Origin of the sequence: Mycobacterium sp. IS-1264, from assembly GCF_001954195.1 — a bacterium.
GTDB lineage: Bacteria > Actinomycetota > Actinomycetes > Mycobacteriales > Mycobacteriaceae > Mycobacterium.
In genome coordinates, this window is the sequence record NZ_MBES01000032.1 from 19,900 (window position 1) to 46,123 (window position 26,224).

Annotated in this window: 29 protein-coding genes; 16 read left to right on the forward strand and 13 right to left on the reverse strand. The window is 67.2% G+C overall.

The annotated features are described in order from the left end of the window. Positions 1-24: 24 nt before the first annotated feature. Positions 25-1,425, reverse strand: coding sequence for a class II fumarate hydratase (locus A5744_RS06060; protein WP_076059272.1), 1,401 nt, complete (start codon positions 1,423-1,425; stop codon positions 25-27). 27 nt (positions 1,426-1,452) lie between these two features. Next, positions 1,453-2,508 (reverse strand): class II fructose-bisphosphatase, encoded by a 1,056-nt coding sequence (gene glpX / locus A5744_RS06065; protein ID WP_170874436.1) that lies wholly within the window; start codon positions 2,506-2,508, stop codon positions 1,453-1,455. Positions 2,509-2,587: 79 nt separating this feature from the next. Between glpX and A5744_RS06070 the strand changes: the two genes are divergently transcribed. The 3 genes from A5744_RS06070 to A5744_RS06080 are packed head-to-tail and all read left to right on the forward strand — an operon-like array spanning position 2,588 to position 5,640. Beyond that, positions 2,588-3,277, forward strand: a complete 690-nt coding sequence (locus A5744_RS06070; RefSeq protein WP_076059274.1) for a DUF4245 domain-containing protein — start codon at positions 2,588-2,590, stop codon at positions 3,275-3,277. A gap of 11 nt (positions 3,278-3,288) precedes the next feature. Further along, positions 3,289-4,086, forward strand: coding sequence for a dienelactone hydrolase family protein (locus tag A5744_RS06075; protein ID WP_076059276.1), 798 nt, complete (start codon positions 3,289-3,291; stop codon positions 4,084-4,086). A 6-nt stretch (positions 4,087-4,092) separates the two neighbouring features. Further along, the gene (locus A5744_RS06080) at positions 4,093-5,640 is read left to right on the forward strand and encodes a carboxylesterase/lipase family protein (RefSeq protein ID WP_076059278.1); all 1,548 of its coding nucleotides are present in this window, start codon (positions 4,093-4,095) and stop codon (positions 5,638-5,640) included. A gap of 26 nt (positions 5,641-5,666) precedes the next feature. Here A5744_RS06080 and A5744_RS06085 read toward each other — a convergent pair whose 3' ends face one another. From A5744_RS06085 to A5744_RS06100, 4 genes are all read right to left on the reverse strand, one after another. Further along, a complete protein-coding gene (locus A5744_RS06085; protein WP_076059280.1) occupies positions 5,667-6,761 on the reverse strand; it encodes an NAD-dependent epimerase/dehydratase family protein in 1,095 nt (364 codons plus the stop codon). A 61-nt stretch (positions 6,762-6,822) separates the two neighbouring features. Continuing rightward, positions 6,823-7,080, reverse strand: coding sequence for an exodeoxyribonuclease VII small subunit (locus A5744_RS06090; RefSeq protein WP_076059369.1), 258 nt, complete (start codon positions 7,078-7,080; stop codon positions 6,823-6,825). After that, positions 7,073-8,323, reverse strand: a complete 1,251-nt coding sequence (xseA, locus tag A5744_RS06095) for an exodeoxyribonuclease VII large subunit (RefSeq protein ID WP_076059281.1) — start codon at positions 8,321-8,323, stop codon at positions 7,073-7,075. The genes A5744_RS06090 and xseA overlap by 8 nt, the downstream gene beginning before the upstream one ends. Next, positions 8,320-8,925, reverse strand: a complete 606-nt coding sequence (locus A5744_RS06100) for a lipid droplet-associated protein (RefSeq protein ID WP_076059283.1) — start codon at positions 8,923-8,925, stop codon at positions 8,320-8,322. The genes xseA and A5744_RS06100 overlap by 4 nt, the downstream gene beginning before the upstream one ends. Before the next feature lie 96 nt (positions 8,926-9,021). Between A5744_RS06100 and A5744_RS06105 the strand changes: the two genes are divergently transcribed. Further along, positions 9,022-10,026 (forward strand): 4-hydroxy-3-methylbut-2-enyl diphosphate reductase, encoded by a 1,005-nt coding sequence (locus A5744_RS06105; protein ID WP_076059285.1) that lies wholly within the window; start codon positions 9,022-9,024, stop codon positions 10,024-10,026. On the opposite strand, the gene A5744_RS06110 is transcribed toward A5744_RS06105, so the two are convergent. Further along, positions 10,023-11,225, reverse strand: coding sequence for a DUF6542 domain-containing protein (locus A5744_RS06110; protein ID WP_205866290.1), 1,203 nt, complete (start codon positions 11,223-11,225; stop codon positions 10,023-10,025). The two genes, A5744_RS06105 and A5744_RS06110, sit on opposite strands and share 4 nt — an antisense overlap. Before the next feature lie 132 nt (positions 11,226-11,357). Between A5744_RS06110 and ychF the strand changes: the two genes are divergently transcribed. Both ychF and A5744_RS06120 read left to right on the forward strand, forming a co-directional pair. After that, positions 11,358-12,455, forward strand: a complete 1,098-nt coding sequence (gene ychF, locus A5744_RS06115; RefSeq protein ID WP_076059288.1) for a redox-regulated ATPase YchF — start codon at positions 11,358-11,360, stop codon at positions 12,453-12,455. A 66-nt stretch (positions 12,456-12,521) separates the two neighbouring features. Beyond that, a complete protein-coding gene (locus A5744_RS06120; RefSeq protein WP_076059290.1) occupies positions 12,522-12,950 on the forward strand; it encodes a hypothetical protein in 429 nt (142 codons plus the stop codon). Positions 12,951-13,031: 81 nt separating this feature from the next. On the opposite strand, the gene A5744_RS06125 is transcribed toward A5744_RS06120, so the two are convergent. Then, positions 13,032-13,421, reverse strand: a complete 390-nt coding sequence (locus tag A5744_RS06125) for a DUF732 domain-containing protein (protein ID WP_076059292.1) — start codon at positions 13,419-13,421, stop codon at positions 13,032-13,034. Between the two features lie 200 nt (positions 13,422-13,621). On the opposite strand from A5744_RS06125, the gene A5744_RS06130 reads away from it, so the two are divergent. The 4 genes from A5744_RS06130 to A5744_RS06145 all read left to right on the forward strand — a co-directional run bounded on the left by A5744_RS06130 (position 13,622) and on the right by A5744_RS06145 (position 15,805). Next, positions 13,622-14,020 (forward strand): VOC family protein, encoded by a 399-nt coding sequence (locus tag A5744_RS06130; RefSeq protein ID WP_076059293.1) that lies wholly within the window; start codon positions 13,622-13,624, stop codon positions 14,018-14,020. Positions 14,021-14,090: 70 nt separating this feature from the next. Next, positions 14,091-14,426, forward strand: coding sequence for a hypothetical protein (locus A5744_RS06135; protein WP_139331257.1), 336 nt, complete (start codon positions 14,091-14,093; stop codon positions 14,424-14,426). Positions 14,427-14,582: 156 nt separating this feature from the next. After that, positions 14,583-15,161: a glycoside hydrolase gene (locus A5744_RS06140; protein WP_076059371.1), complete on the forward strand. Its 579-nt coding sequence runs from the start codon at positions 14,583-14,585 to the stop codon at positions 15,159-15,161. A gap of 320 nt (positions 15,162-15,481) precedes the next feature. After that, positions 15,482-15,805 (forward strand): putative quinol monooxygenase, encoded by a 324-nt coding sequence (locus A5744_RS06145; protein WP_076059297.1) that lies wholly within the window; start codon positions 15,482-15,484, stop codon positions 15,803-15,805. Between the two features lie 5 nt (positions 15,806-15,810). On the opposite strand, the gene A5744_RS06150 is transcribed toward A5744_RS06145, so the two are convergent. Further along, positions 15,811-16,500: a guanylate cyclase gene (locus A5744_RS06150; RefSeq protein WP_076059299.1), complete on the reverse strand. Its 690-nt coding sequence runs from the start codon at positions 16,498-16,500 to the stop codon at positions 15,811-15,813. 211 nt (positions 16,501-16,711) lie between these two features. On the opposite strand from A5744_RS06150, the gene A5744_RS06155 reads away from it, so the two are divergent. After that, a complete protein-coding gene (locus A5744_RS06155) occupies positions 16,712-16,897 on the forward strand; it encodes a hypothetical protein (protein WP_076059300.1) in 186 nt (61 codons plus the stop codon). Here A5744_RS06155 and A5744_RS06160 read toward each other — a convergent pair. Beyond that, positions 16,873-17,700 carry an adenylate/guanylate cyclase domain-containing protein gene (locus tag A5744_RS06160; RefSeq protein ID WP_076059302.1) on the reverse strand — a complete coding sequence of 276 codons (828 nt, stop codon included), beginning with the start codon at positions 17,698-17,700 and terminating at the stop codon, positions 16,873-16,875. The two genes, A5744_RS06155 and A5744_RS06160, sit on opposite strands and share 25 nt — an antisense overlap. A gap of 117 nt (positions 17,701-17,817) precedes the next feature. Between A5744_RS06160 and A5744_RS06165 the strand changes: the two genes are divergently transcribed. Together A5744_RS06165 and gnd are read left to right on the forward strand one after the other, a co-directional pair. Continuing rightward, positions 17,818-19,227, forward strand: a complete 1,410-nt coding sequence (locus A5744_RS06165; protein ID WP_076059304.1) for a glucose-6-phosphate dehydrogenase — start codon at positions 17,818-17,820, stop codon at positions 19,225-19,227. A gap of 14 nt (positions 19,228-19,241) precedes the next feature. Beyond that, positions 19,242-20,264: a phosphogluconate dehydrogenase (NAD(+)-dependent, decarboxylating) gene (gene gnd / locus A5744_RS06170; RefSeq protein WP_076059306.1), complete on the forward strand. Its 1,023-nt coding sequence runs from the start codon at positions 19,242-19,244 to the stop codon at positions 20,262-20,264. Here gnd and A5744_RS06175 read toward each other — a convergent pair. Then, on the reverse strand, positions 20,257-21,117 hold the full coding sequence (locus tag A5744_RS06175; RefSeq protein WP_076059307.1) for an alpha/beta hydrolase: 861 nt from the start codon (positions 21,115-21,117) through the stop codon (positions 20,257-20,259). The genes gnd and A5744_RS06175 overlap by 8 nt on opposite strands. A 138-nt stretch (positions 21,118-21,255) precedes the next feature. On the opposite strand from A5744_RS06175, the gene A5744_RS06180 reads away from it, so the two are divergent. From A5744_RS06180 to A5744_RS06190, 3 genes are all read left to right on the forward strand, one after another. Continuing rightward, positions 21,256-21,732, forward strand: a complete 477-nt coding sequence (locus A5744_RS06180; RefSeq protein ID WP_076059309.1) for a VOC family protein — start codon at positions 21,256-21,258, stop codon at positions 21,730-21,732. Between the two features lie 94 nt (positions 21,733-21,826). Next, entirely contained in the window at positions 21,827-22,732 is a 906-nt protein-coding gene (locus tag A5744_RS06185) for an alpha/beta fold hydrolase (protein WP_076059311.1), read from the forward strand. Positions 22,733-22,736: 4 nt separating this feature from the next. After that, complete coding sequence (locus A5744_RS06190) at positions 22,737-23,987, forward strand: WS/DGAT domain-containing protein (protein WP_076059313.1); 1,251 nt, start codon at positions 22,737-22,739, stop codon at positions 23,985-23,987. Between the two features lies 1 nt (position 23,988). Here the strand turns inward: A5744_RS06190 and A5744_RS06195 are convergent, their stop codons facing one another. Both A5744_RS06195 and A5744_RS06200 read right to left on the reverse strand, forming a co-directional pair. Continuing rightward, positions 23,989-24,603: a MarR family transcriptional regulator gene (locus tag A5744_RS06195; protein WP_076059315.1), complete on the reverse strand. Its 615-nt coding sequence runs from the start codon at positions 24,601-24,603 to the stop codon at positions 23,989-23,991. Continuing rightward, entirely contained in the window at positions 24,600-26,192 is a 1,593-nt protein-coding gene (locus A5744_RS06200; protein WP_170874437.1) for a pyruvate, phosphate dikinase, read from the reverse strand. The genes A5744_RS06195 and A5744_RS06200 overlap by 4 nt, the downstream gene beginning before the upstream one ends. Positions 26,193-26,224: the final 32 nt, after the last annotated feature.

Consider the following 26,224-nt stretch of genomic DNA (forward strand, 5'->3'; position numbering starts at 1 on the left):
AACCACCATCCTTTAGTCCGCCGGCTAGGCGTCGTCCTGTACGCGGGCCATCGCCAACACGTCGAGCCGGCGGTCCAGCTCTTCGATCGACAGTTTGTCGCCGATCAGGCCGCGGTCGATGACGGTCTGGCGGATGGTCTTGCGCTCCTTGAGCGCCTGCTTGGCCACCGCGGCGGCCTCCTCGTAGCCGATGGCCGAGTTCAGCGGCGTCACAATCGACGGCGACGATTCGGCCAGCTCGCGCAAATGCTCGACGTTGGCCGACAGACCGGTAATGCAGCGCTCGGCGAACAGCTTTGACACATTGGTCAGCAGCTTGAAGGACTCCAGGATGTTGCGGGCCATCATGGGGATGTAGACGTTGAGCTCGAAGGCGCCATTGGCGCCACCCCACGCGACGGCGGCGTCGTTGCCGATCACCTGCGCGGCCACCTGCGTAACCGCTTCGGGCAGAACCGGATTCACCTTGCCCGGCATGATCGAGCTGCCAGGCTGCAGGTCCGGCAGCTGAATCTCGGCCAGGCCGGTCAGCGGACCCGAACCCATCCAGCGAACGTCATTGGCGATCTTGGTCAGTGACACCGCGATGGTGCGCAGCGCACCGGACGCCTCCACCAACCCGTCGCGGGCGGCCTGCGCCTCGAAAGAGTTAGCCGCGGTGCGTAATTCGCTCAGACCGGTCTTGTCGACCAGCGCCTCGACCACCTTGGCGCCGAAGCCTTCGGGAGCGTTGAGTCCAGTTCCCACCGCGGTGCCGCCGATCGCCAGTTCGCCCAGCCGGGGCAGCGTGGCGCGTACCCGCTCGATCCCGGCCTCGACCTGGCGGGCGTATCCGCTGAATTCCTGTCCGAGCGTGACGGGTACGGCGTCCATCAGGTGGGTGCGGCCGGACTTGACCACGGTGCGCCACTCGCGCGCCTTGGTCGCCAGCGCGCCGTGCAGGGCCTCGAGCGCGGGGATCAGATGCCGCACCGCGGCCTCGGTCGCCGCGATGTGGGTGGCGGTCGGGAACGTGTCGTTCGACGACTGCGACATGTTGACATCGTCGTTGGGGTGCACGGTGACGCCGTTGGCCGCGGCGATCGACGCGATCACCTCGTTGGTGTTCATGTTGGAACTGGTGCCCGAACCGGTTTGGAACACGTCGATCGGGAACTGGTCGTCGTGGCGCCCATCGGCGATCTCTGTCGCCGCGGCGATGATCGCGTCAGCCTTTTCCGGTGCCAGCAATCCCAGGTCTTTGTTGACTTGCGCGCAGGCTCCCTTCAGCAGGCCCAAGGCGCGGATCTGAGTACGTTCCAGACCCCGGTCCGAGATCGGGAAGTTTTCCACCGCCCGCTGAGTTTGGGCGCGCCACAACGCTTTTGCGGGTACCCGGACCTCGCCCATGGTGTCGTGCTCGATGCGGTACTCGGTGTCGGCCATAGATCGGCTTTCCTCGCTTTGGATTGATCAGGGCAGGGGATAGGCGGCAGAGCTGTCGCCGGTGAAGTCGATCGCGGAGTATTCGTTCAGCTTCGAAAGCCGGTGGTAGGCCTCGATCAGCCGCACGGTGCCCGACTTCGAGCGCATCACGATCGACTGGGTGGTGCAGCCGCCGGGGTAGTAGCGCACGGCGTTGAGCAGGTCGCCCTGCGTGACCCCGGTGGCGCAGAAGAAGACGTTTTCGCCCGACACCAGGTCCTCGGTGGTCAATATCTGGTCGAGGTCGTAGCCGGCGTCGAGCGCCTTGCGGCGTTCGGGTTCGTCCTTGGGCGCGAGCTGCGCCTGAATGGCGCCGCCCATGCAGCGGATCGCCGCGGCGGCGATGATGCCCTCCGGCGTGCCGCCAATTCCGGCCAGCATGTCGGTGCCCGACTCCGGCCGGCATGCGGAGATCGCCCCGGCCACGTCGCCGTCGGTGATCAGCCGGATCCGGGCGCCGGTGTCGCGGACATCCTTGATCAACTGGGCGTGTCGCGGGCGGTCCAGGATGCACACGGTCATGTCGCGCACCGACAACGCCTTGACCTTGGCGACCGCGCGGATGTTCTCGGCGATCGGCGCGGTGATGTCCAGCACGTGCGCGGCCTCGGGCCCAACGGCGATCTTGTTCATGTAGAACACCGCCGACGGGTCGAACATTGCCCCGCGATCGGCGACGGCAAGCACCGAGATCGCGTTGGGCATGCCCTTGCTCATCAACGTGGTGCCGTCGACGGGGTCCACGGCGAAATCGCATTCGGGACCGTCCCCGTTGCCGACCTCTTCGCCGTTGTAGAGCATTGGCGCCTGGTCTTTCTCGCCCTCGCCGATGACCACCACGCCGCGCATCGACACCGTGTTCACCAGTTCGCGGATCGCGTCGACCGCGGCGCCGTCGCCGCCCTCCTTGTCGCCACGACCGACCCACCGCCCGGCGGCCATGGCGCCGGCTTCGGTGACCCGCACCAATTCCATGGCCAGGTTGCGATCCGGTGCTTCGCCGCGCGGGCGTGCCTGCGACGAGCGGTCGCCCTCACGTGTCATGGCCGTGATTCTCCCAGAAGCAGATCCGCCCGCTGGAGCTGGGCTCTGGGCGGTGATCACCGACTGGGATACTCACAGGATGACCGAGGAGCTGCAGCCCAACGCCGATGTGGCCGGCGAGCAGGTCCCGGCACCCGGGCCCGTTCCCAGGCCGGCGAAACCGCGGCTGTTGCAGGACGGGCGCGACATGTTCTGGTCGCTGGCACCGCTGGTGCTGGGGTGCATCCTGCTGGCCGGCCTGGTCGGGATGTGTTCCTTCCAGCCGGGCGGGACGAACAAGGGAACGGTCCCGTCCTACGACGCGGCGACGGCATTGCGGGCGGACGCGCAGGCGCTCGGATTCCCCATTCGGCTGCCGCAGTTGCCCGCCGGCTGGCAACCCAACTCCGGTAGCCGCGGCGGTATCCAGGGCGGGCGCACCGACCCATCGACGGGCCAGCATCTGAACGCGGCGACGTCGACCGTGGGATACCTGAGCCCGACCGGGATGTATCTGTCCCTGACCCAGAGCAACGCCGACGAAGACAAGCTGGTCGGCTCGATCCACTCGACTGCATACCCCACCGGGGCGGTCGACATCGCCGGCACCCACTGGGTCGTGTATCAGGGCGCCGGACAAGGCGGCGCGGACGCCGAGCCGGTGTGGACCACCCGGCTCACCGGTCCGGGTGGCGCCACCCAGGTCGCAATCACGGGTGCCGGAAACACCGACCAATTTCGTACGCTGGCCGCGGCGACCCAATCCCAGCCGCCCCTGCCAACCCGATAGGAGGGACCCGCGTGACCGCACCCGAAGCCGACCTGTCCGGCTGGTCCGCGTCACCGTTCACCGGTGGCGGCTACACCCATGACGTCTACCGCAAGGGCGCCGGACCCGGGGTGGTGCTGATTCCCGAGATACCCGGCATCCACCCCGGCGTGCTGGCGCTGGGTAACCACTTGGTGGACAACGGTTTCACGGTCGCCATGCCATCGCTCTTCGGTGAGCCGGGCAGGGCCGCGACGGTGGGCTACACGGCCGCGACCATCGCACGCGCCTGTGTCGCAAAGGAATTCGCGGCCTTCGCGACCAACAAGCCACGACCGGTGTCACTGTTCCTGCGCGCGCTGGCCCGTGACCTCAACGCGTCGACGCCGGGCAAGGGCGTCGGCGTGATCGGCCAGTGCTTCACCGGCGGCTTCGCGCTGGCCGCCGCGGTCGACGACAGCGTGCTGGCGCCGGTGGTTTCCCAGCCGTCCGTCCCGCTGCCGTTGGGCCGGGCGCAGCGCCGCGATACCGGGTTGAGCGAACCGGAGATGGCCACCATCGCCGATCGCTGTGCCAACGATGGCCTGTGCGCGATGGGCCTGCGGTTCAGCGAGGACAGGATCGTGCCGCGGGAACGGTTCGCGGCGATCAAGGAACGCCTCGGCGACGCGTTCGAGATCATCGAGATCGACTCCGGCCCGGGCAACGAAGGCGGTTTCAGCAAGATGGCCCATTCGGTGCTGACCGACGAGGTCCGTGAGGTCGACGGTCAGCCCGCGTACGAGGCACGCAAGCGGGTGGTCGAGTTCCTCACCGCGCGGCTCAGCTAGGGCCGCATGGTGCTCGACGAGCGTGTGGTCGAAACCACGTATGGCCCGGTTCGGGGCGCTGACGCCGGCGGCGCCAGGATGTGGAAGGGCATCCGCTACGCCGCGCCGCCCGTCGGCGACCTGCGCTTCCGGGTGCCGGAGCCCCCGCAGCGATGGGCCGAGGTCGCCGACGCCACCTCCTATGGGCCCGCCTGCCCGCAGCCGTCCTTTCCCAACATGCCGCTGGAGCTGGGGGCGCCCCAGGACGAAGACTGCCTGAGCCTCAACGTCTGGGCGTCGGGGGACACCGCACCCGGCGACGGAAAACCGGTGATGGTATGGCTGCATGGCGGGGCCTACGTGCTGGGGTCCGGCAGCCAAGCGCTCTACGACGGCCGCAGGTTGGTCAGCGGCGGCGAGGTCGTCGTGGTGACGGTCAACTATCGGCTCGGGGCGCTGGGCTTCCTCGACCTTTCGTCGTTCAACACCGCGCGGCGGCGCTTCGACTCGAACATCGGCCTGCATGACGTGCTTGCCGCGCTGCGCTGGGTGCGCGACAACATCGCGGCATTCGGCGGCGATCCGCACAGGGTCACGCTGTTCGGCGAATCCGCGGGCGCCGGGATCGTGACCACTCTGCTCGCCACCCCGGCGGCCCGGGGCCTGTTCACCGGTGCGATCGCGCAAAGCTCGCCGGCCACATCGGTGTACGACCGCGAACGGGCTCGTCAGGTCGCGGTGAGCGTCCTAGACAAGCTGGGAATCGCGCCGTCGGACGTGGACCGGGTGCCCGGCGTGCCGATCTCCGCCCTGCTGGCCGCGTCACAGCGGGTGTTCGACGAAGTGCCCGTGCGCAACCCGGGCACGCTTGCGTTCGTTCCGATCGTCGACGGGGATCTGCTGCACGACTATCCGGTGAAGGCGGCGCAGGACGGCCGCTCGCATCCGGTCCCGTTGATCATCGGCACCAACAAGCACGAGGCGGCGCTGTTTCGGTTGCTGCGCTCGCGGCTGATGCCGATCACGCCGCGCGCGATCACGTCGATGTTCACCCAGATCGCCGCCGAGCAGCCCGACCTGCAGTTGCCCACCTCAGAGCAGATCGGCTCGGCGTATTCGCAATTTCGGCGGGCCAAGGCAAGGTCTATGAGCATCGCCACCGACGTCGGCTTCCGGATGCCGACGGTGTGGCTGGCCGAGGGCCACAGCAGGGTGGCGCCGGTGTATCTGTATCGCTTCGACTATGCCACGCCGTTGCTGAAACTGTTGTTGGTCGGCGCCGCCCACGCCACCGAATTGCCTTACGTATGGGGCAATCTCGGGGCGCAGAAGGATCCCACCTTGAAGCTCGGCGGCACTAAGACCGCCAGGGCGGTCTCGAAAAGGGTACGTACCCGGTGGATCAACTTCGCCACGGACGGTAAGCCCATGGGCCCGGCCGGCGAGCCGGATTGGACGGCCTACCGGGATGACGATCGCGCCTGCCTGATCATCGACAAGGTCGACATCGTCGCCAGCGATCCCGATGCGCACATCCGGGCGGCTTGGGGTAGCGAGATGGTGGGTTTCCGGTAGCGCAGTTCGCGTGGGCCAGAGCGCTGCTAGCCCGTCGCCTTGGCTGCCTCGTCCTTCATCTGCCGGAACAGGTCCACGTAGTAGGGCAGGCATTCCGAGAGCGCCTTCTCCGTGGTGAACAGCGGCTCGTAGCCCAGGTCGCGCCGTGCCTTCTCGGTGGAGAAGTAGTTGTCCAGATACAACCGCTCGACGGCCAGCGGCTCCAGCAGCGGCGCCGGCATCCCGAATCGGAAATGCATTCGCTGCCAACCCGTCATTGCTGCGCGCACCATCGGACCGTTAACCCGGATCCGCGGCCAGTTTTGGCCGCAGGCCTCGACGACCGGGCGCGCGAACTCGAACATGTTGATCGGCTCGGCGTCGTTGATGAAATACGCCTGACCGGGCGCAGTCCCCCCGGGCACCAGATGCTGGGCGGCCAGGATGAAACCGTGAATCAGGTTGTGCACGTAGGAGTTATCCAGGCGCGCCGACTTGCGGCCGATCAGCACCTTGACGTGGCCGGCGATCACGCTCTCGAACAGCTTGCGGAACATCGTCTGATCTCCACGGCCCCAGATGCCGCTGGGCCGGATGGCACACGTCAGCATGTCCCCAATGCCGTTCTGCGACAACACGAACCGCTCGGCGACCACCTTGGTCTCGGTGTACAGGTCGTTGAACCTGCTTGTGTAGGGCAGCGTCTCGTCCCCGCCGGAGATGTTCTTTCCGCCCATCACCACGCTGTTGGACGACGTGTAGACGAAGCGCTTCACCCCTGCCGCCTGCCCGGCGTGCACGAGGTTCTCGGTACCGCCGACATTGACCGCGAAACTGCGCTGCCGGTATTCGTCGGTGACCGACGCGCCGCCCATCAGCTCGATGATCGCCGCGGTGTGGAACACCGTGTCGATCCCGTCGACGGCCGCGGCGCACACGGACGTGTCGGTGATGTCGCCCTGCAGCACCTCCAACTGCGGATGCGGTGGCAGTGGCGACGGGGCGCGATCGAAGGAACGCACCTGGTATCCGCGGTCGAGCAAGGTGGTCACCAGGTTTGCGCCGACAAACCCTGAGCCGCCGGTGACCAGGACTCGGCCGAGTTCGGTTGTCAGTGATGGATCACCCATGCCGCGAAGCATAACTGAAACGTGTTCCAGTTTGGGAAAAAATTTTGGAATCGTTTTCGCCGCAGCGCCGCGTTCAGGCTTCCTCGGCCTGCCCGGCGGCGAGCGCATCCTCGACTCGCTTGCGCGCGCCAGCTAAGTGCTCTTCGCACCTTTTCGCCAGCTGCTCGCCTCGTTCCCATAGTTTCAGCGACGAATCAAGATCCAACCCGCCCTGCTCGAGCAGCCGCACGACTTCGATCAGCTCGTCCCGGCAAGCTTCATAGCCAAGCTGACTAATAGGCGTAATCGGCCGGGCCCCGCCACCGTCGTCCAAGCCGTCTTGCTCAACCATCGGCCAGCCCCTCACTCACCGCCGTTACGGCGCCGTCGGAAACCCGCACCCGCAGGCGGGTGCCCGCGGGCGCGTCTTGGACTGACCGCAGCACCTCCGCCGGCGCCCCACCCGCCGGGACCGTCTGCACCACGGCGTATCCACGGGCCAGGGTCGCCGCCGGGCCCAGCGTGGCCAGTCGCGCGGCCAGGTGGCCCACGCGGTCGGTCTCGGCGGTGATCAGCCGCGTGATGTCGCGGCGAACCGCCGAACGCGCGCGGTGAATCTCTTCGGCGCGCGCCGTCAGGGCGGTCAGCGGCTCGGCCAGCACCGGGCGGCTGCGCAGCTGGGCCAGCGCGCGTTGTTCGCGCGATACCCAATTGCGCAGCGCCTGCGCGCTGCGCCGTCGCATGTCGTGGATCAGCCGTTGCTCCGCGGCGGTGTCCGGGACCACCCTCTTCGCGGCGTCGGTGGGCGTGGCGGCGCGCAGGTCGGCGACGAGATCGCAGAGCGGGTTGTCGGGTTCGTGGCCGACGGCGCTGATCACCGGCGTGCGGCAGGCGGCGATCGCCCGGCACAGGGTCTCGTCGGAAAACGGCAGCAGGTCCTCGACGCTGCCGCCGCCACGGGCCAGCACGATCACGTCGACTTCACGATCGCGATCGAGCTCGCGGAGCGCGTCGACGATCTGCGCGACCGCGTTGGGGCCCTGGACGGCGGTGTTGCGCACCGCAAACCGCACTCCGGGCCACCGCCCGCTCGCCACCGTCGTCACGTCGTGTTCGGCGGCGCTGGCCCGCCCGGTGATCAATCCGATCATGTTGGGCAGGAAGGGAATTGGTCGCTTTAGCCGCGGATCGAAGAGCCCTTCGGCGTCCAGCAGCCGGCGCAGCCTTTCGATGCGCGCCAGCAGCTCGCCGACCCCAACGGCGCGAATCTCGCTGAGCCGCAACGAAAAAGTGCCGCGCCCGGTGTAGAACGACGGCTTGCCGCACACGACCACCTGGGTACCCTCGGCCAGTTTGACCGGGGCACCCAGCACCAAGTCGCGCGGACACGTCACGGTCAGCGACATGTCGGCCGCCGGATCGCGCAGCACCATGAACACCGTCTTGGAGTCATTGCGCATGTTGATCTGGGCCAATTGCCCTTCGACCCATACGGTGCCAAGCCTGTCGATCCAGCCCGCGACGCGGATCGCCACGGCGCGCACCGGGAAGGGGTTCTCCGCGGAGTTCGGCTCCGGATTCGCCGCTCGGGTCACTTCGCGTTCGCGCGGGTGATCCTGTTGGCGAGCAGCGTCTGGAACGGAGCCCGGGCCTTGGTGGCCTGCTCGTAGGCCAGCAGCGCTTCGAGTTCGTCGACGGCCAGCGATTGCAGCCTGGCGCGCAGCTGGGCCAGCGTCAGCGCCGGATAGTCGAGTTCGGCGGCGACCGCCGGTTCCGGAACTCCCGTGTCGGCCGCCGCCGACTTCGTCGATATTCTCGCGGGCTTCATCGGGGGGTCGGCGGCCTCGGGTGCCTCGGTCACCGAGTACAGGGCGAAGCGCCCCTCGGCCCGGCGATCGCCGTTGCCGCCTTCCGGCTGCATCGCGGGAGCCCCGTTCTCAGCGCCGTCAGCCAAATCCTCGTCGAACGTTGCCCACTCCGGATTTTCGTCCTTGGGCGGAAAGATGGATTCCAGGGTGCTGTCGCCCTTGATCACCAGCTCGGCCAGGTTCTGCTGGAAGCGCATCACCAGGTGCGCCGCCTGGCTGGCCAGCGTCATCGGGTACATCAGGATCGTCTTCGGCAGCTTCATGGTCTCCTCGACGGCGACTGTCGCCGCGCCGACCAGTAGCCGAACTCCATACGGTGCAGTAGCCATGGGTCCAAGCCTGCCAGCAGCTGCGGATAACTCCAAGCCCGCCCGCGCGGGCTGGACTATGTGCCCCGTGGCGCGGCGGCCCGTACCCTGAATGTCATGCCGCCGACTGTCGATGTGGGGATTCCCGGCGCTGTGAAGTCGGGGACGCCGGTCGCCGATCCCACCCGTAAGCGGGTGCTCCTGGCGGAGCCGCGTGGCTACTGCGCCGGGGTGGATCGGGCCGTCGAGACGGTGGAGCGCGCCCTGAAGAAGCACGGCGCCCCGGTCTACGTGCGCCACGAGATCGTCCACAACCGCCACGTGGTCGACACCCTGGTCAACGCGGGTGCCGTTTTCGTCCAGGAGACCGACGAGGTTCCCGAGGGCGCCATCGTGGTGTTCTCCGCTCACGGCGTCGCGCCGACGGTCTATGCAGCGGCCGCCGAACGCAACCTGCACACCATCGACGCCACCTGCCCGCTGGTGACCAAGGTGCACAACGAGGCCAGGCGGTTCGCGCGTGACGACTACGACATCCTGCTGATCGGCCACGAGGGTCACGAGGAGGTCATCGGCACCGCCGGGGAGGCGCCCGAGCACGTGCAGCTGGTCGACGGGGTCGGCTCGGTGGACAACGTCACGGTTCGCGACGAGAACAAGGTGGTCTGGCTGTCGCAGACCACGCTGTCGGTCGACGAAACGATGGAGATCGTCGAGCGGCTGCGCCGTCGTTTCCCGAAGCTGCAGGACCCGCCCAGCGACGACATCTGTTACGCGACCCAGAACCGGCAGGTCGCGGTCAAGGCGATGGCGCCCGAGTGCGAACTGGTGATCGTCGTCGGGTCCCGCAACTCGTCGAATTCGGTGCGGCTGGTCGAAGTCGCGTTGGGCGGCGGCGCCGCGGCCGCTCACCTGGTCGACTGGGCCGACGACATCGATCCGACGTGGTTGGCGGGCGTGACCACGGTGGGGGTCACCTCCGGCGCGTCAGTGCCCGAGGTGCTGGTGCGCGGCGTGCTGGAACGCCTCGCCGACTACGGCTACGACGTGGTGCAACCGGTGACGACCGCCCAGGAGACCTTGGTGTTCGCCCTGCCCCGCGAGATCCGGTCGGGTCGCTAGACGTCGTATTCCCAGGAGTCGGCCGGGGGCCGGCCCTGAGACCGGCCGTGCGCCCGTGACCGACCCCGTCGTTCGGGGCGGGGTTCGGCTCTCGGCGCGCCGCGCGGCTGATCCAGCGGAGTTTCCCCGCGGTAGCGCACGCGCGAGATCGGGTGGTGCGTCGAATCCGCGCCGTTCGACCCGCCGCCGGTGCCGCCGCGACGCCGCGGGGCCTCGTAGGAGGGGTCGTAGGGCTCGTACCGGCCGAAACGCTCGGAGGGTCCGGGCGGCTCATACCTGTCGTAATCATCGAACCGACTGCTGCGGGGTGCCGGTCGCTCGTACGGATTACGGCGCGTCCGCGGATCCCGACGGCTTTCCCGCGGCTGGGCGGGCACGTCTGGATCACCCTCGGGCCTGGGACGGCGGCGCGACCGGCGCGGCGGGTCGGCAGGGTCGACGTCGCGGGGTGGGGCAGGGCGCCGACGCCGGGGACGATCGGCCTGCGCCTGGTCCGGGTCTTCCGGGAAAGGCCGGCGGGATCGCGTTCGGGTCGAACGGGTGGAGGAACGATCGCCGCGCGCTGCCCGCCCGGTCTTCGTGGCCGCGTCCCGTGCGCTCGCGCGGGCCCGCCTTGGGCGGGCGGACGCGGCCTCGTCGGCATCGCCGTCCGCCGAACCGAGGCCCAGGTATGAGTTCAGTTTCGCGCTGACGCCGCCAAAGAAAGACTTTCGTTCGGTGGCGCTGGGCCTTTCGTCGGTTTTGTTGGCGGCCAACGTCTTTCGGTTGGACGTGCCGGAATACCACCTGACTAGTCCGATCAGCAGGACGGCGCCGGCCGTGCCCAGCATCAGCGGGAACCGCTCGATGAGCGGATACCCGCAGTTGATCAGCAGGTCTTTCAGGTGGCCGATTTTGCGTCCGTGGAATAGCCAGTAGGCGCCGGGCACGGCGCAGAAAAGTATCAGCGGCGGCTGGATGATTGCCGTGAACAGGCCTTCCTGGCGCACGGCCAGCACCGCCGCCAGGCAGCCCGCTATATAGAGGCCCGCGAAGACGTGCGTGAGCTCCTTGTGTCCCGATCCCGTGTCGATGGCATACCCGATGGCCGTGCCGGTGACAGCGATGACCAGGGCCGCCCACCACGGCACACCTGGGATATTGGGGAGGATCGAGCGGTGGGTAGGTTCCACAGCCGATCGGGCCCGCTCTGCAGACACATGTAGACCGTACCGGCAATGGGACGAAACGCCCGTAAAGACCATGTTGCAGCGGTGGGCGTGGCATGCCGTTGGTGCAGGAACGATCCACCGCGGCCGGCCCTCGCCGCCGAGCCCTACACTTGGTTCCCCGTGAGCCTGAGCCTGGGAATCGTCGGTCTGCCCAACGTCGGCAAGTCGACGCTGTTCAACGCCCTGACCCGGAACAACGTGGTGGCGGCGAACTACCCGTTCGCGACGATCGAACCGAACGAGGGCGTCGTCTCGCTGCCGGATCCGCGGCTGGCCAAGCTCGCGGAGCTCTTCAATTCCGAGCGCATCGTCCCGGCGCCCGTGACGTTCGTCGACATCGCCGGCCTGGTGAAGGGGGCCTCCGAGGGGGCGGGCCTGGGTAACAAGTTCCTGGCGCATATCCGCGAATGCGACGCGATCTGCCAGGTGGTCCGGGTGTTCTCCGACGAGGACGTCACACATGTGGCCGGAGACGTCGATCCCCAATCCGATATCGAGGTCGTCGAGACCGAACTGATCCTGGCCGATCTGCAGACGCTGGAACGTGCGCTGGGCAGGCTGGAGAAAGAAGCCCGCACCAACAAGGAGCGCAAGCCCGTTTACGACGCCGCGCTCGCCGCCCAGCAGGTGCTGGATAGCGGGAAGACACTGTTCGCCGCTGGGGTCGATACTTCGGTGCTGCGTGAACTGAACCTGTTGACCACCAAGCCATTCCTCTATGTCTTCAATGCCGACGAGGCGGTGCTCACCGATGCCGCGCGAGTCGCCGAACTGCGTCAGCTCATCGCGCCCGCGGACGCCGTGTTCCTCGACGCCGCCATCGAATCGGAACTGACCGAGCTCGATGACGAGTCGGCCGCCGAGCTCCTGGAATCGATCGGGCAGACCGAACGCGGTCTGGATGCGTTGGCCCGGGCGGGTTTTCACACGCTGAAGCTGCAGACCTTTTTGACCGCCGGCCCCAAGGAGGCGCGGGCCTGGACCATCCACCAGGGCGATACCGCGCCGAAGGCGGCGGGGGTGATCCACACCGACTTCGAGAAGGGCTTCATCAAAGCCGAGATCGTGTCGTACGACGACCTGATCGCGGCCGGGTCGATGGCGGCGGCGAAGGCCGCCGGCAAGGTGCGGATGGAAGGCAAGGACTACGTGATGGCCGACGGCGACGTGGTCGAATTCCGATTCGGATCAACGTCTACATCGAAAGCCAAGGCATAGACCCTTCCGACTGGACAGGTGTCCAGCTATCCTGACCATCACGTTGATGCAAGGGGAACGGCTGAGATGAGCAAGGTTCCGAGTCGTCAGGCTCGTTTGGCACACGCAGCCAAGCACGCTGAGTTATGGAATCAGGGCAAGAAGGACGAGTGGGTAGCGTCGTGGCGCACCATCTGTCCCGGCGAGGTCCGCATGTTCGACCCGGTCGGCACCGAGGAAAAGCACGGTTTCGCCACTGCCACGTCGGATGCCTTCGACATGTTCCAGTCGATCCTCAAGATCACAATGATCACGGTTCAGGTCAACGGGAACGAGATGGCCTGGGTGTGCGAGAACCACTTCGGCACTGAGCCGAACGTGCAAATGGCATACAGCATCGAGACGTTTGCGTGGGACGACGACGGCAATCTGTTGATAAAGACGTACTATCCGATGCCGGAATCCGTCGGTGCCGAGGCGGATCCATACGCACATCTGCTGGAAGGGCAGCAGTAAATCGGCAGACGGCGACGTGGTGGAGTTCCGCTTCAACGTCTAGTCAGCCGAAGACGACCATCGGGGGCCGGTCCTGCGCGTTTACGCCGCCTCAACGGGTGACGTCGGGGACGGTGATGGAGCACCACCGGGGCCCCTGGGGGCCGGGCTGGGGACGGCGGGAGGAGTGAGCGAGCCGAACTGGGGACAGTAGGCCTGGATCGCAGCTCCCGTGAAGTAGGCAGCATTGAGGGGTGGCCAATTGGTGGCGTTGGTGACCTTGGTGACCAGATCCGCGTTGCTGGTGTTGGGGTTATCGCTGAGGGTGGCGCACACGACGGTTTTCGCGACCTGGATGGCTCTCTCGGGTGCGCCGTAATCCATGCCGGAGGTGTTGAGGTTGGTGATGAATGCGTCGTCGGTGGCGTCGGCGTGCGCGGGCACGGCCAACCCGATGGAAAGCACCATCAACGCTATGGCTCTCACGACCATGGCATCCCCCTGGTTGTTCCGCGGTGTCCCGTGACCAGCGAACTCGCGACGAGATTCCATCGCAGCTTAACTAACACCCGTCGCCGCCGCGCGTCTTGCGGCGCCGACGCCGGGCGCGCCGGCTTGTCGGACCGGGTGCCTAGCATGCCTCACGCAAGCGCTATCGCCGCGCGGCACCGCCGCGGCCCCAGGGAGGTTTCGTGAAGTTCATTTCGACCCGCATCATCACGGGCGACGTCAATCGGCTGGTGGCTTTCTACGAGATGGTCACCAAGGTTTCCGCCGTATGGGGCAACGAGCTGTTCGCCGAGATTCCGACGCCGATTGGCACGCTGGCGATCGGCAGCGACAAGACCGTGCCACTCTTTGGGGACGGATCCGCTGAGCCGGCGGCCAACCGGAGCGCGATCCTGGAGTTCATCGTCGAGGACGTGGATGCCGAGTACGAGCGACTTCGCGAACGCGTGGGCGAGGTCGTGACCGAGCCGACGACCATGCCGTGGGGTAACCGCGCGCTGTTGTTCCGCGACCCGGATGGAAACCTCGTCAACCTGTTCACCCCTGTCACGGAGGAGGCCCGTGCCAAGTTTGGCGTCTGACGATGCCACGCGGAGCCTTTCCTGCGTCGCAGCGTTAAGGTGAAGCGTGGTCGCCGATGGCCATATCGACATGGCCGAGGAACATGAACGCCGGGCCGCCGCGCTGGATGAGCGCGAGAAGGCTCTAGAGCGGCGTGAGGCTGAGGCCGGAAGACGCGAATGGATCGCTGGCCGAAGAGATCGGATCGCTAATCAGCGGGACCGCATCGCGGATGAGCGCGAGCAGCTCGCCGACGAACGCGAGCAGCGCGCGGACGAACGCGAGGGCACGGCGGCGAAACGTGAACGGGAGCGGCTGCAACGCATCACCGAAGGGGTGGAGCGCAGCCAAGCCCGTGCCAGGCGTGAGCAGGCCGACGTGTCGCGTGAGATGGCGGACACCGAGCGGGACTCCGACCACCCCTAAGGCTGTCGACCGCGCTCGTCTCGTCATTCGTATCTGTAAATATACTTTTGTGTAATAAATTTGCTGGATATGCGGTCCAAGCCATTTTTTCGCTTACACGTGATGCCCGCCACAAATTTTGGCTTGCTAAGTATCTCGTTGCTAATGTCCCTGGCCATGTTTGTTCTCGCTACGTTGATGTCGCTCATCAACCAGGTTTCCGGGACGCCGTATATTCCGGGCGGAGATTCTCCGGCCGGGACCGACTGTTCCGGTCTTGCTTCCTGGATTGCCAATGCGGCAAGTGATAGGCCGGTTTTTGGAAGTCGTTTTAACACCGGAAATGAAGAATCCGCTTTATTGGCACGGGGCTTCCAATATGGAACCGCCCCGAACGCCTTGGTCATCGGATGGAACGGTGGCCACACCGCGGTCACCTTGCCGGACGGGACCCCCGTATCCAGCGGTGAGCGCGGCGGCGTGCACATCGGCGGGGCGGGCGCCTACCAGGCCGGATTCACGCATCACATGTTCCTGCCGATGCCACCCGACGCAGAGATGCTCGCGCCTCCGCCGCCGGACGCACCGCCTCCGCCCCCGGACGCTCCGCCTCCGCCTGCGGACGCTCCGCCGCTGCCGGACGCACCCCCGCCGCCGGACGCACCGCCCGTTTTGATCGGCGTTGTGGCTCCCGCGCCGCCGCCTCCGCCGGCGCCCGATTTGCCTCCCCCCGGCGATCCCGGAATTGCGAATTGACCAAAAAACGCATCGCACGTCTGTCGGTTAATGCGGCAGACCGCTGCGCAACATTGGTCACATTGCTTGCATTGCGGGCCTGGGAAAAGTGAAATAGGTCCGAACCACTACGGTTTGTGTGCTACGTCACTATCCGGATGAGCAATTGTCACAGCGTCACCAATACAAAGTCCGCCCCAGGCGTCGATGATGCCGGGGCGGATTTTGCTGTGCGGGCCGACCGCGAACAAAGCTCTATTGGCAGCGACCATCGGCACGGGCGGCACGTATCCTGACGCTGCGCAGGCCCACGAGAGTTCCGAGCGAAGGCGGGAGCGGCCATGATCTTCATCGTCGTGAAGTTCGAAACAAAGCCCGAGTGGACGGACCGCTGGCCGGAACTGGTCGCCGCGTTTACGGCGGCCACCCGCGCCGAAGAGGGCAACCTGTGGTTCGAGTGGTCGCGCAGCCTCGACAATCCGGCCGAGTACGTCCTGGTCGAAGCCTTCCGCGACGCCGACGCCGGCGGCGTCCACGTCAACAGCGATCATTTCCAGCGCGCGATGCGGGAATTGCCGCAGGCGCTGAAGTCCACGCCCAAGATCATCAGCCAGACGATCGACGCGACGGGCTGGTCGAAGATGGGGGAGATGTCGGTCGACTGACCGATCTAGCCGGGCTGTCCGACGGAGATCGCGATTTCCTCGCCCAACTGATAGCCCGGTGCCAGCGGCAAAGTGTCGCCGCTCCAGAACGAGCCAGGGTCGAACGAATGCGCATCCTTGTCCGTGACGAGCAAGCCCATCTCCTCATAGGTGATTGCCACGGTCTCCGCGCAGTACGCGGTCTCCAGGCTCATCTTGCGCTGTTCCCTTCGGCGCTGGGTCTGCTCGCGAACCTTCTTATCCACCAACGGAATTCCTCGCACCCAGTCGTTGATGGTCGGCAGCCGGCCGCGGAACCACCGGCCGGTCAGCCGAGCGGTGGTCGGGAAGGGGGTGCCGTCCATGCGCGCGATGACCCGCAGCAGTTTGTCTTCCTGTTCGCGGGTGGCATAGGGCGTCAGCTGTCGTAGCCAGCACCGTTGCTGGTAGCGATCGGTCCACTGCAGCACGGCCTGCCGCAGATCGTGAAGCTGCACGCCGCGATGGTTGCTGCCCGTCCACATGTCGGTGAGCTTGTCGCCCAGCTCGGCATGCCAGATCAGCGGCGGCAGATCGTCGATGGCTACCGTCATGCCAACGTGGTTCACCGGGGCGTTCGTCAACGTCTGAATTGCGCGATCGGGCCGCGAGCGCCCGCGGAACAACCACAGGTCACCCGTCCTGGTCTCGTTGAGTGCCTGGTCCAGGGTCAGCATGTAATCCCGCCGTCATCGGTCATCGGTGCGCGCCTTTCGGGTTCGCATGCGATCTGGGAGTCGTGACGCCAATGTTTTTGGGCCGCACGTAGATTGCCGGGCCTCCTCTCGGCGAGCGCGAACGCGATCGCGCGGCCGATGCCGCCGCCCGCTCCGGTATCACGGCGGTCGTGTCGCGAAGGGTGTCCATGGCCGTAATAGCCTGTCAACTATGCGCAACATTTGGAAGTGGATCGGCCTGGCCGGCGTCGCCGGCGTCGTCGCCGGCGGTGCGCTGGTGGTGCGCGATCAACGTAAACGGCGGGCCTACACCGCCGATGAGATCCGGGCGAGGTTGCATCAGCGGCTGGCCGAGTCCAACCCCGAGGGTTTTCAATCCCCATCGCGTTCGGTCTGAACGGTGAATAAGCGGTAGCTGCCGGAAAAGCCCTTCAGCTCAACCTCGCTGCCCTCGTCGAAGGTGATGTCGTCGCAATCCCTCAGGGCGTTGTGCACCGGTTCGCTCACCAGGATCTGGCCACCGACGGCGTGTGCGGCGACCCGTGCCGCCATCGCCACGTTGCGCCCGAACAGATCGTCACCGCGGCGCACCGAGCGACCCATGTGGATGCCGATGCGCACCCGAATCTCCTCGTGCCGCTTGCGCTTTGCGTCCCGATGTAGCGCGTCCTGGAGATCTATTCCGCACCGCACCGCCTGCTCGGCGCGGGAAAAGGCGATCATGAATCCGTCGCCCTGGCTCTTCACCACGTGTCCGGAACGCCGTTGCACGAGATCCTGAACCAGCTTGTCGTGCGAACTGATCAGCTTGACCCACGCGCGATCGCCGATGCGCTCGTTGAGCGCGGTGGACTCCTCGATGTCGGAGAACAAGATCACCACGCGGCCGTCCGGCGTGACCCGGGCGAGGTCGGGCCGCTCGACCTCGGCCCAGTCGGCGAGGTCCTCGATCGAACTGCGCACGGCCGCGCCGAAACCCTCCTTGCGCACCAGGTTGGCGGTGTTCCAAACCCGTTTGACGGCCTCGCGACCGCCCGACAGCAGCTGAGTGCGGGCGTCGATGCGCTGTCGCAGGTCGTCGACCTCTTGCCGGCTGCGGGCCAGCAGTTGCCACAGCACCACGAGCGCGATGGCTTCGGCGGCCGCAATCCCGCCGAACGCGTAGACCGCGATATGCAGCGCATCACCCACGCCAGGAATCCTGCCAAACTTCGCGATCGGTTGTCGGGCCTACCGGCACTGTCTAGGGTTGAGCCCGGACGGCCCCGGGTAGTGCATCTCAAGCGAGCCGATAGGTCACTTTTGGGAGGTTCGGTCTTGGCCGACGACGGAGGTGGTTCGTCAAACCTGCTGGTGATCTTCGGAATAACCGGCGATCTGGCCCGCAAGATGACGTTCCGGGCGTTGTATCGGCTCGAGGCCCGCAAGCTACTGGATTGCCCGATCCTGGGCGTGGCGAGCGACGATATGTCCGTGGAGAAGTTGGTCGAGCGGGCGCGCGAATCGATCGGCGACACCGGCGAGAAGATCGACGACGCGGTGTTCGACCGGCTGGCGGGCCGGCTGGATTACCTGCACGGCGACGTCACCGACAGCGCGCTCTACAGCCGCCTGGCCGACATGATCGGCTCGGACTATCGCCCGCTGTACTACTTGGAAATGCCGCCGTCCCTGTTCGCGCCGATCGTGGAGAACCTCGCGAAAGTCGGGCTGCTGGAGCGGGCAAGGGTCGCGGTGGAAAAGCCGTTCGGCCACGACCTGGCCTCCGCGCGCGAACTCAACGCGCGGCTGCGTGCGGTGCTCGACGAAGACCAGATCCTGCGGGTGGACCACTTCCTGGGCAAGCAACCCGTCCTCGAGCTGGAGTGCCTGCGCTTCGGCAACCACGCGCTCGCCGAACTATGGGACCGGCGCACCGTTTCCGAAATCCACATCACCATGGCCGAAAACTTCGACGTCGAGACCCGCGGCAAGTTCTACGACGCGGTAGGCGCCCTGCGCGACGTCGTCCAAAACCACCTGCTCCAAGTGCTGGCGCTGGCGGCGATGGATCCGCCGGTCGGTTCCAGCGCCGACGACCTCAACGACAAGAAGGCCGAGGTTTTCCGCGCGATGCCGGCCTTATCGCCCGACCATTGCGTGCGCGGTCAGTACCGCGGCTACACCGACGTCCCCGAAGTGCCGAAGGATTCCCAGACCGAGACCTTCGTGGCGCTGCGCACCGAGATCGACAACTGGCGCTGGGCCGGGGTGCCGATCTTCCTGCGGACCGGCAAGGGGCTGCCGGAGAAGGTCACCGAGGTGCGGCTGTTTCTGCGCCGCGTCCCGGCGCTGGCCTTCCTCCCGGACTGCCGACCCGCGGAGCCCAACCAGATCGTGCTGCGCATCGACCCCGACCCGGGGATGCGCGTCCAGATCTCCGCGCAGGTGGGCGACAAATGGCGCGACATTCACCTGGACTCGTTGTTCGCCGAGGACCTGGGCGAGCCGGAGCGGCCCTACGAGCGCCTCTTTCAAGCCGCGCTGACCGGCGATCGCCAACTCTTCGCCCGGATAGACAGCATCGAAGAGACGTGGCGCATCGTGCAGCCCCTGCTGGACAACCCGTCCGAAATCCACCCGTATGACCGCGGTTCCTGGGGGCCCGACGCCGCGCGGTCACTGTTGCATGGTCACCACGCTTGGCAGGAGCCGTGGATGCCGCGAAGCACGTCCTCAGCACAGTAAGGAGACCCAAGCAAATGCAGCTAGGCATGATTGGACTTGGCCGGATGGGCGCCAACATCGTGCGCCGCGTGGCCAAGGACGGACACGAATGTGTGGTGTACGACCACAATCCCGACGCGGTCAAGGCGATGGCCGGTGAAGAGCGGACCACCGGGGCGAGTTCCCTCGCGGAGCTCCGCGACAAACTCGACGCACCACGCGTCGTCTGGGTAATGGTTCCCGCGGGCACCATCACCACTGGGGTGATCGAGGAGCTGGCCACCACGCTCGAGCCGGGCGACACCGTGATCGACGGCGGGAACTCGTACTACCGCGACGATATCCGTCATGCGAAGACATTGTCGGACAACGGTATTCACCTTTTGGACTGCGGCACCAGCGGCGGGGTGTGGGGCCGCGAGCGCGGCTACTGCCTGATGATCGGCGGGGACGACGAGGCGTTCGCCCGTGCCGAGCCGATCTTCGCCAGCGTCGCACCCGGCGTGGACGCGGCACCGCGTACGCCGGGCCGCGACGGTGAGGTGGCGCAATCGGAGCAGGGCTACTTGCATTGCGGTCCGTCCGGCGCAGGGCACTTCGTCAAGATGGTGCACAACGGGATCGAGTACGGGATGATGGCCTCGCTCGCGGAGGGGCTGAACATTCTGCGCAACGCCGACATCGGCAAGCACGTGCAGGAGGGCGACGCCGAAACGGCGCCACTGTCGAACCCCGAGTTCTATCAGTTCGACTTCGACATCCCCGAGGTCGCCGAGGTGTGGCGCCGGGGCAGCGTCATCGGTTCCTGGCTGCTGGATCTGACCGCCATCGCGCTGCACGAATCGCCTGAGCTGAAGGAGTTTTCGGGACGAGTCTCCGACTCCGGCGAGGGCCGGTGGACCGCCATCGCCGCGATCGACGAGGGCGTTCCCGCGCCGGTGCTAACGACGGCGCTGCAGGCCCGCTTCGCCTCGCGCAGCCTCGACGACTTCGCCAACAAGGCGCTCTCGGCGATGCGCAAGCAGTTCGGCGGGCACGCGGAGAAGCCCGCTAACTAACCCGCTCGACGAAGGTTACGACGGCTTCGCTGAAGGCGTCGTTGTCGTCGCCGGCGGCGGTGTGCCCCGCGTTCGACAGTTCGACGAACTCCGCATTGGGCACGGTCGCGAGGAAATGCTTGACGCCCTCGGGGCTGACGACGTCCGAGAGCTTCCCGCGTATCAACAAAACCGGGATCGTCAGTCCCCTGGCCGCCTGCTCGAAATTCTCGGTGCGCAGCTCGGGGTCGTCGCCGGGCTTGGTCATGAAGGCCGGGTCCCAGTGCCAGTACCAGCGTCCGTCACGCAGCCGCAGGTTCTTTTTCAGCCCCTCGGGGCTGCGTGGCTTCTCCCGGTAGGGCAGGTAGGCGGCAACGGCGTCGGCGGCCTGCTCGAGCGATTCGAATCCGTCGAGGCCGCTGAACATGAAGTCGCGGATGCGGGCGCTGCCGCCCTTCTCGAATCGCGGTACCACGTCGACGAGGACCAGTCTGGTCACCCGCGCGGGGCCGGCCCGGTGGGCGGCAAGGATGCCGGTCAGCCCGCCCATGCTCGCCCCGATGATCGCCACCGGGCGCCCAATGGCGTCCAGGACACGCATCACGTCCGCGGTCAGCGTCTCGACGTCGTAGTCGGCGTCGGGCGCGCGATCGCTGTCACCATGGCCTCTGGAGTCCAGCGCCACGACGTGAAACCCGTCGTCGGCCAGGATTTGCCCGGTGTTTTTCCAGGAAAACCGATTCTGACCGCCGCCGTGCAGCATCAGGATGGTTGGCCGGTTGGTGGCGCCGCGGTTCCATTCGTCGGCGACCAGAGTGATCCCGCCGGCACCGGAAAATTCGACCGTCGTAGGGCTGCTGCTAACGGCGCTCATGGGCGTCCTCTCGGTAGGTCGTCCTCCGACGTTACCTAGGTTGTCTATTCACCCCCGAGCGGGCCCCGGCGGCGGTGAGTTTCTGACGTCGTCGGGGTCAGTCAAGTACACACCCTGCACTAAGAAGAAGGAGGCGGCATGCCATCGATCACGCCCTCGCTCTGGTTCGACCACAACCTCGAGGACGCGGCCAGGTTCTACACCTCGGTGTTCCCCAATTCACACATCGAGGGCTTCAACCGCACCACCGAGGCCGGACCCGGCGAGCCGGGCACGGTCCTGTCGGGCAGCTTCGTTCTGGACGGCACGCGATTCATCGGCATCAATGGCGGCCCGACGTTCAACTTCAGCGAGGCGGTGTCGTTCACGATCCACTGCAAGGACCAGGACGAGGTCGACTACTACTGGGACCGGTTGAGCGACGGGGGCGAGGAATCGCAGTGCGGATGGCTGAAGGACCGCTTTGGTCTGAGTTGGCAGATCATTCCCGACCGACTCTTCGAATTGATCGGCCACCCGGACCGCGCCCGCGCGGCGGCGGCCACCCAGGCGATGTATGGGATGCGCAAGATCGTGATCGCCGAGCTGGAAAAGGCAGCGGAGCTCATCCCGTAGGCCGCCCGATAGTTCACCCATCGCCGAGTCGCTCCCGTCTTATATCCGCACGGGTTACGTTGGTCCGTGCGGACGCGCCGAACAGGGAGTCAAGATGGGTGAACCAGGCTGGATCGACGTGCCCGGCCCCGGCGGGGATCTGAAGGCGCTGACCTGGGGTCCGAGCGACGGCCCGATCGCGCTGTGTCTGCACGGCTTCCCCGACACCGCCTACGGGTGGCGCAAGATGGCTCCGCGGTTGGCCGCGTCCGGTTGGCGAGTCGTCGCGCCGTTCATGCGGGGATACGCCCCGTCGGCGATCCCGGCCGACGGCAGTTTTCACGTCGGTGCCTTGATGGACGATGCTCTGCGCGTCCGCGCGGCGGCCGGCGGCACCGAGCGCGATGTGGTGATCGGACACGACTGGGGCGCAATGGCGGCCACCGGCCTGGCCGCGATGCCCGACAGCCCGTTCGTCAAGGCGGTGATCATGTCGGTGCCGGTGTCCGCGGCGTTCCGCCCGCTGGGACGGGTGACCGAGCGCGGCCGGCTGGCCCGCCTGCTATCACGTCAGCTGCTGCGCAGCTGGTACATCTTCTACTTCCAATTGCCTTGGCTGCCAGAGCGTTCCGCGTCCTGGGTGTTGCCGCTGTTGTGGCGTCGGTGGTCGCCCGGCTATCACGCGGATGAGGATCTCCGCCATGTCGACGCCGCGATCGGCACGGCGGAGAGCTGGCGTGCGGCGCTGGGACCGTACCGGGCCACGCTGCGCAACACCCGAGCCCCGCAGCGCTACGCCGAGTTGAACCGGCTCTGGACCGAGGCGCCCATCCTGCCGAGTTTGTATCTGCATGGTCGCGACGACGGTTGCATGACATCGGCTTTCACGCACTGGACGGAAAAGGCGCTCCCCGCCGGCAGCGAGGCGGCCATTGTCGAGCACGCCGGTCACTTTCTGCAGCTGGAACAGCCGGACAAGGTCGCCGACTTGGTGCTCGCGTTTGTCGGCCCATCCGGCTGAAGCCGTGTCGGCGCACCGCATGGCGGCCGTCGATGCCCAGTTCTATTGGATGTCGGCCAAGCTGCCCAACGATCAGTTCCTGCTCTACGCATTCGACGGTGCGCCGGCCGATCTGGGGCATGCCGTCGAACAGCTTCGCCGTCGCGCCGATGCTTGCGCGGAGCTGCGGATGAGGGTCGACGACGGCAGCCGAATGACCTACCCGCACTGGGTGCCCGCGGCCGTCGGGCCGGAGCGGGTGGTTTGTCACGACTTGGTCGATCAAAGTTGGCGCGGCTGCCTGGCTGCCGTCGTCGCGCTCGCACAAGACCAGCTCGACATCCGCCGGATGCCCTGGCGGATGCACGTCTTCACGCCGGTGCGCGGGATTCCCGGCGCCGCCGGCCCGGGCTGCGTCGCGGTGATGCAGGTCGCGCATGCGCTGGGCGACGGCGCCCGTGCCTCGGCGATGGCGGCATGGCTCTTCGGCCGGTCCGCGCCGGTGCCCGGGGTGACACGGCCGCGGGCGGGCTTTCTGCCGTGGCGGGCGGTCGAGGCGGCCCGCACCCATCAGCGGCTGGTCCGCGACACCCGCGCGGGACTCGTGGCGCCCGGGGTCGGCTCCCGGCCGCCGCTGCCCACCAATGAACGCCCTGAGGGCGTCCGCTCGGTGCGTACGTTGGTGCGGCACCGCTCGCAGGTGCCCGGGCCGACCGTCACGGTCGGGGTGCTGGCGGCGGTCTCCACGGCGCTGTCCGCGTTCCTGGGCGACGCCGCCGAGTCGCTGGGGGCCGAGGTGCCGATGGCTAAACCCGGTGTGCCGCATGCCCATAACCATTTCGCGAACGTCGTTGTCGGGCTGTATCCCGATCTTGACCCGAACGCGCGCATCGAGCGGATCGCGGCCGACCTGGCCAACGGCCGGCGTCGCATGGAGCACCCGGCCATGCGCTCGGCCGACCGGGCGTTCGCGGCGGTGCCCGCTGCACTGCTGCGCTGGGGCATCTCGCAATTCGATGCCGACGCCAGGCCGACGCAGGTGGCCGGCAACACGGTGGTGTCCAGCGTCAATCGCGGCCCCGCGGATCTGAGTTTCGGAGGTGCGCCGGTGGTGTTGACGGCCGGATACCCGGCGCTGTCGCCGGCGATGAGCCTGACGCACGGCGTGCACGGCATCGGCGATACCGTCGCGATCAGCGTGCATGCCGCGGAGTCGGCCTTTCGGCACGGCGCCGGCGTCGATGCCTACGTGCAACTGCTCGACGCGGCGCTGTGAGCTATTGCGCGTCGCCGGATTTTGCCGCTTGTTCGCGGGTCAGGCCGACGGCGCCGATCAGCTCCTCGTGCAGTTCGAACCACACGGTGTGGTAGGAGTCGATGAGCGGCCTGGTCAACCAGGCGCTCTCGCCGTCCTTGACTTTGCCCAGTGCCGCAAGCAGTTTCGACGAATAGGCCGTCAGCCGCGGTAGCTGCCGGGCGGCGGCGTCGATGATCGGAACCACCCGGGCGTGCACCTCGTCCAGGCGGGCCAGCACCGCGGCGTCGTATTCGGCGTCGTCGTGGGTGTTGGGCTCGCCGCCCGGGCCGCCTTTCAGTTGCCAGTCGGTGACCACCGCCTTGAAATCGGCGTTCACGGAACGAAAGTCGTCGTAGGCGGCGGCCATTGCGGCCGAGTCGATGCCCGTTCGCTCCTCGGCGAGCAGATGCTCCAGCCGGGCGCGGCCGCTGGAACTGAGCTTCAGCGTCGCGCCGTCGACCAACAAGCCCGACGCGGTCAGCCGTTCGATGGTGATGGTGACGCCGTCGAGCTCTTCGCCCAGCGTCTTCGCCAGGTCGGGGGGAGCCACGCGGCCCTTCAGCCGGACCGCTTGCAGCACAGCCAGTTCCGTCACTGGCCCGCCAACTTCAACGCGGTCAGCATGACGATCAACGGGGTCGCCGACACCACGTCGCTGTGCCCGGCGTCCAGGGCCGCGCGCACCGCGGCCTCGGAGGTGTCGTCCAGCCTCGGGTGGTCGCCGGTGGTGTGGGCGCGCAGCGGGGCGGTCGCTCGTGCGATGTCGGCCAGTTCGCGCAGCTCGGGCGTATCGGCCTCCGACCACGCGGAAAGTGTCAGATTGCCTTCGCGCACTTCGCCTTCGTTGCCGTCGACGGTGATCTGCCTGCCGGCCAGCTCCGCCGCGACTCCGCGGCCGCAACCCACCACGGCCACCCGGCCCAGTTCGCGGCTCACCACTGCGGCGTGGCTGGCCGCCCCGCCCACTTCGGTGACGATGCCTTGTGCTGCCAGCATGCCCCGGACGTCTTCGGGCCTGGTGTGATCGCGCACCAGGATGACCGGCTCACCCCGGTCGGCGGCGTCCAGTGCCGCGTCGACGTCGGTGTACGCCTGGCCCGATACCACGCCGGGACAGGCGGGTAGGCCGGTCGCCAGAAGCGGCGCGGCCAAACGTGTTTCGGGCTGCAGCGCTGGACGCAGCAGGGCCGCGACGTGCGCCGGCGTCACCCGTCGCAGCGCCTCGGTGTCGTCGATGAGCCCCTCGCGCCGCAGCTGCAGCGCCAGCCGCACCGCCGCTTGCGCCGAGCGCTCGGCCGCCCGTGTCTGCAGCAGCCACAACTTGCCTTCTTCGACGGTGAACTCGATCTCTTGTACGTCGGATCCGAGCCGCTCCAGGCTGCGGGCGGCGTCCATCAACTCGTCGTAGACGTCCGGTTGCTCGGCGCGCAATGCGGTGATCGGTTCGACGTCGACGAGCCCCGATACCACGTCGTCGCCCTGGCCGCCGGGCAGCCATTCACCGAACGGTTCGTCGGCGCCGGTGATCGGATTGCGCGAAAACACTGCCCCCGCACCGGAATTGGGACCCTGATTTCCGAACACCATGGCCTGCACCACCACGGCGGTCGTTGCCCGGTCGTCGAGTCCGTAGTGGGCGCGATAGGCGACCGCGCGCGGTGAATTCCACGAGGCGAACACGGCTTCGATGCCCGCGCGCAACTGCGCGTGCGCGTCGGCGGTTAAGGGTCCTGAGGTATCGCCCACAGTGCGTTGGTAGGTGGCCGTGAACCGCCGTCGGGTGTCGCGGGCGAACTCGGGCGTCGCCTGCGCGGCGAGTGCCTGCTCCACGGCGTCGTTCATACCCAGGTTCAGGATCGTGTCCATCATGCCGGGCATGGAGTGTGTACCTGCCGAGCGCACACTCACCAGCAGCGGGCGCGGGCCCCGCCCGAAGGTGCGTGAGGTCTCGGCCTCCAGCCGGCTGATCCCGTCCAGCACCTCGTCCCAGATGGCATCCATCGTCGCCGCCGGGTCGGCGTGGTACTTCAGGCCCACCGCGGTGGTGATGCAGAACGCGGGCGGTACCGGCAAATTCTGCCGGCGCATCACGTCGATGCCGTGGCCCTTGTTGCCCAGCAGCTCGCGCGGGAGATTCGCGTCGCCGTCGAGCAACACGACCGCCACGGTGCACCCCCTCGTCAGCGGCCCGCCCCCGGTGGGACCTTCCCAGCAGG

What these genes read in the sequence shown, in the direction of transcription:
- A5744_RS06060 (WP_076059272.1), bottom strand. Translation starts at nt 1,425, where the DNA reads ATGGCCGACACCGAGTACCGCATCGAGCACGACACCATGGGCGAGGTC.
- glpX (WP_170874436.1), bottom strand. Translation starts at nt 2,508, where the DNA reads ATGACACGTGAGGGCGACCGCTCGTCGCAGGCACGCCCGCGCGGCGAA.
- A5744_RS06070 (WP_076059274.1), top strand. Translation starts at nt 2,588, where the DNA reads ATGACCGAGGAGCTGCAGCCCAACGCCGATGTGGCCGGCGAGCAGGTC.
- A5744_RS06080 (WP_076059278.1), top strand. Translation starts at nt 4,093, where the DNA reads ATGGTGCTCGACGAGCGTGTGGTCGAAACCACGTATGGCCCGGTTCGG.
- A5744_RS06085 (WP_076059280.1), bottom strand. Translation starts at nt 6,761, where the DNA reads ATGCTTCGCGGCATGGGTGATCCATCACTGACAACCGAACTCGGCCGA.
- A5744_RS06090 (WP_076059369.1), bottom strand. Translation starts at nt 7,080, where the DNA reads ATGGTTGAGCAAGACGGCTTGGACGACGGTGGCGGGGCCCGGCCGATT.
- A5744_RS06100 (WP_076059283.1), bottom strand. Translation starts at nt 8,925, where the DNA reads ATGGCTACTGCACCGTATGGAGTTCGGCTACTGGTCGGCGCGGCGACA.
- A5744_RS06105 (WP_076059285.1), top strand. Translation starts at nt 9,022, where the DNA reads ATGCCGCCGACTGTCGATGTGGGGATTCCCGGCGCTGTGAAGTCGGGG.
- A5744_RS06120 (WP_076059290.1), top strand. Translation starts at nt 12,522, where the DNA reads ATGAGCAAGGTTCCGAGTCGTCAGGCTCGTTTGGCACACGCAGCCAAG.
- A5744_RS06125 (WP_076059292.1), bottom strand. Translation starts at nt 13,421, where the DNA reads ATGGTCGTGAGAGCCATAGCGTTGATGGTGCTTTCCATCGGGTTGGCC.
- A5744_RS06135 (WP_139331257.1), top strand. Translation starts at nt 14,091, where the DNA reads ATGGCCGAGGAACATGAACGCCGGGCCGCCGCGCTGGATGAGCGCGAG.
- A5744_RS06140 (WP_076059371.1), top strand. Translation starts at nt 14,583, where the DNA reads ATGTTTGTTCTCGCTACGTTGATGTCGCTCATCAACCAGGTTTCCGGG.
- A5744_RS06145 (WP_076059297.1), top strand. Translation starts at nt 15,482, where the DNA reads ATGATCTTCATCGTCGTGAAGTTCGAAACAAAGCCCGAGTGGACGGAC.
- A5744_RS06150 (WP_076059299.1), bottom strand. Translation starts at nt 16,500, where the DNA reads ATGCTGACCCTGGACCAGGCACTCAACGAGACCAGGACGGGTGACCTG.
- A5744_RS06155 (WP_076059300.1), top strand. Translation starts at nt 16,712, where the DNA reads ATGCGCAACATTTGGAAGTGGATCGGCCTGGCCGGCGTCGCCGGCGTC.
- gnd (WP_076059306.1), top strand. Translation starts at nt 19,242, where the DNA reads ATGCAGCTAGGCATGATTGGACTTGGCCGGATGGGCGCCAACATCGTG.
- A5744_RS06175 (WP_076059307.1), bottom strand. Translation starts at nt 21,117, where the DNA reads ATGAGCGCCGTTAGCAGCAGCCCTACGACGGTCGAATTTTCCGGTGCC.
- A5744_RS06180 (WP_076059309.1), top strand. Translation starts at nt 21,256, where the DNA reads ATGCCATCGATCACGCCCTCGCTCTGGTTCGACCACAACCTCGAGGAC.
- A5744_RS06185 (WP_076059311.1), top strand. Translation starts at nt 21,827, where the DNA reads ATGGGTGAACCAGGCTGGATCGACGTGCCCGGCCCCGGCGGGGATCTG.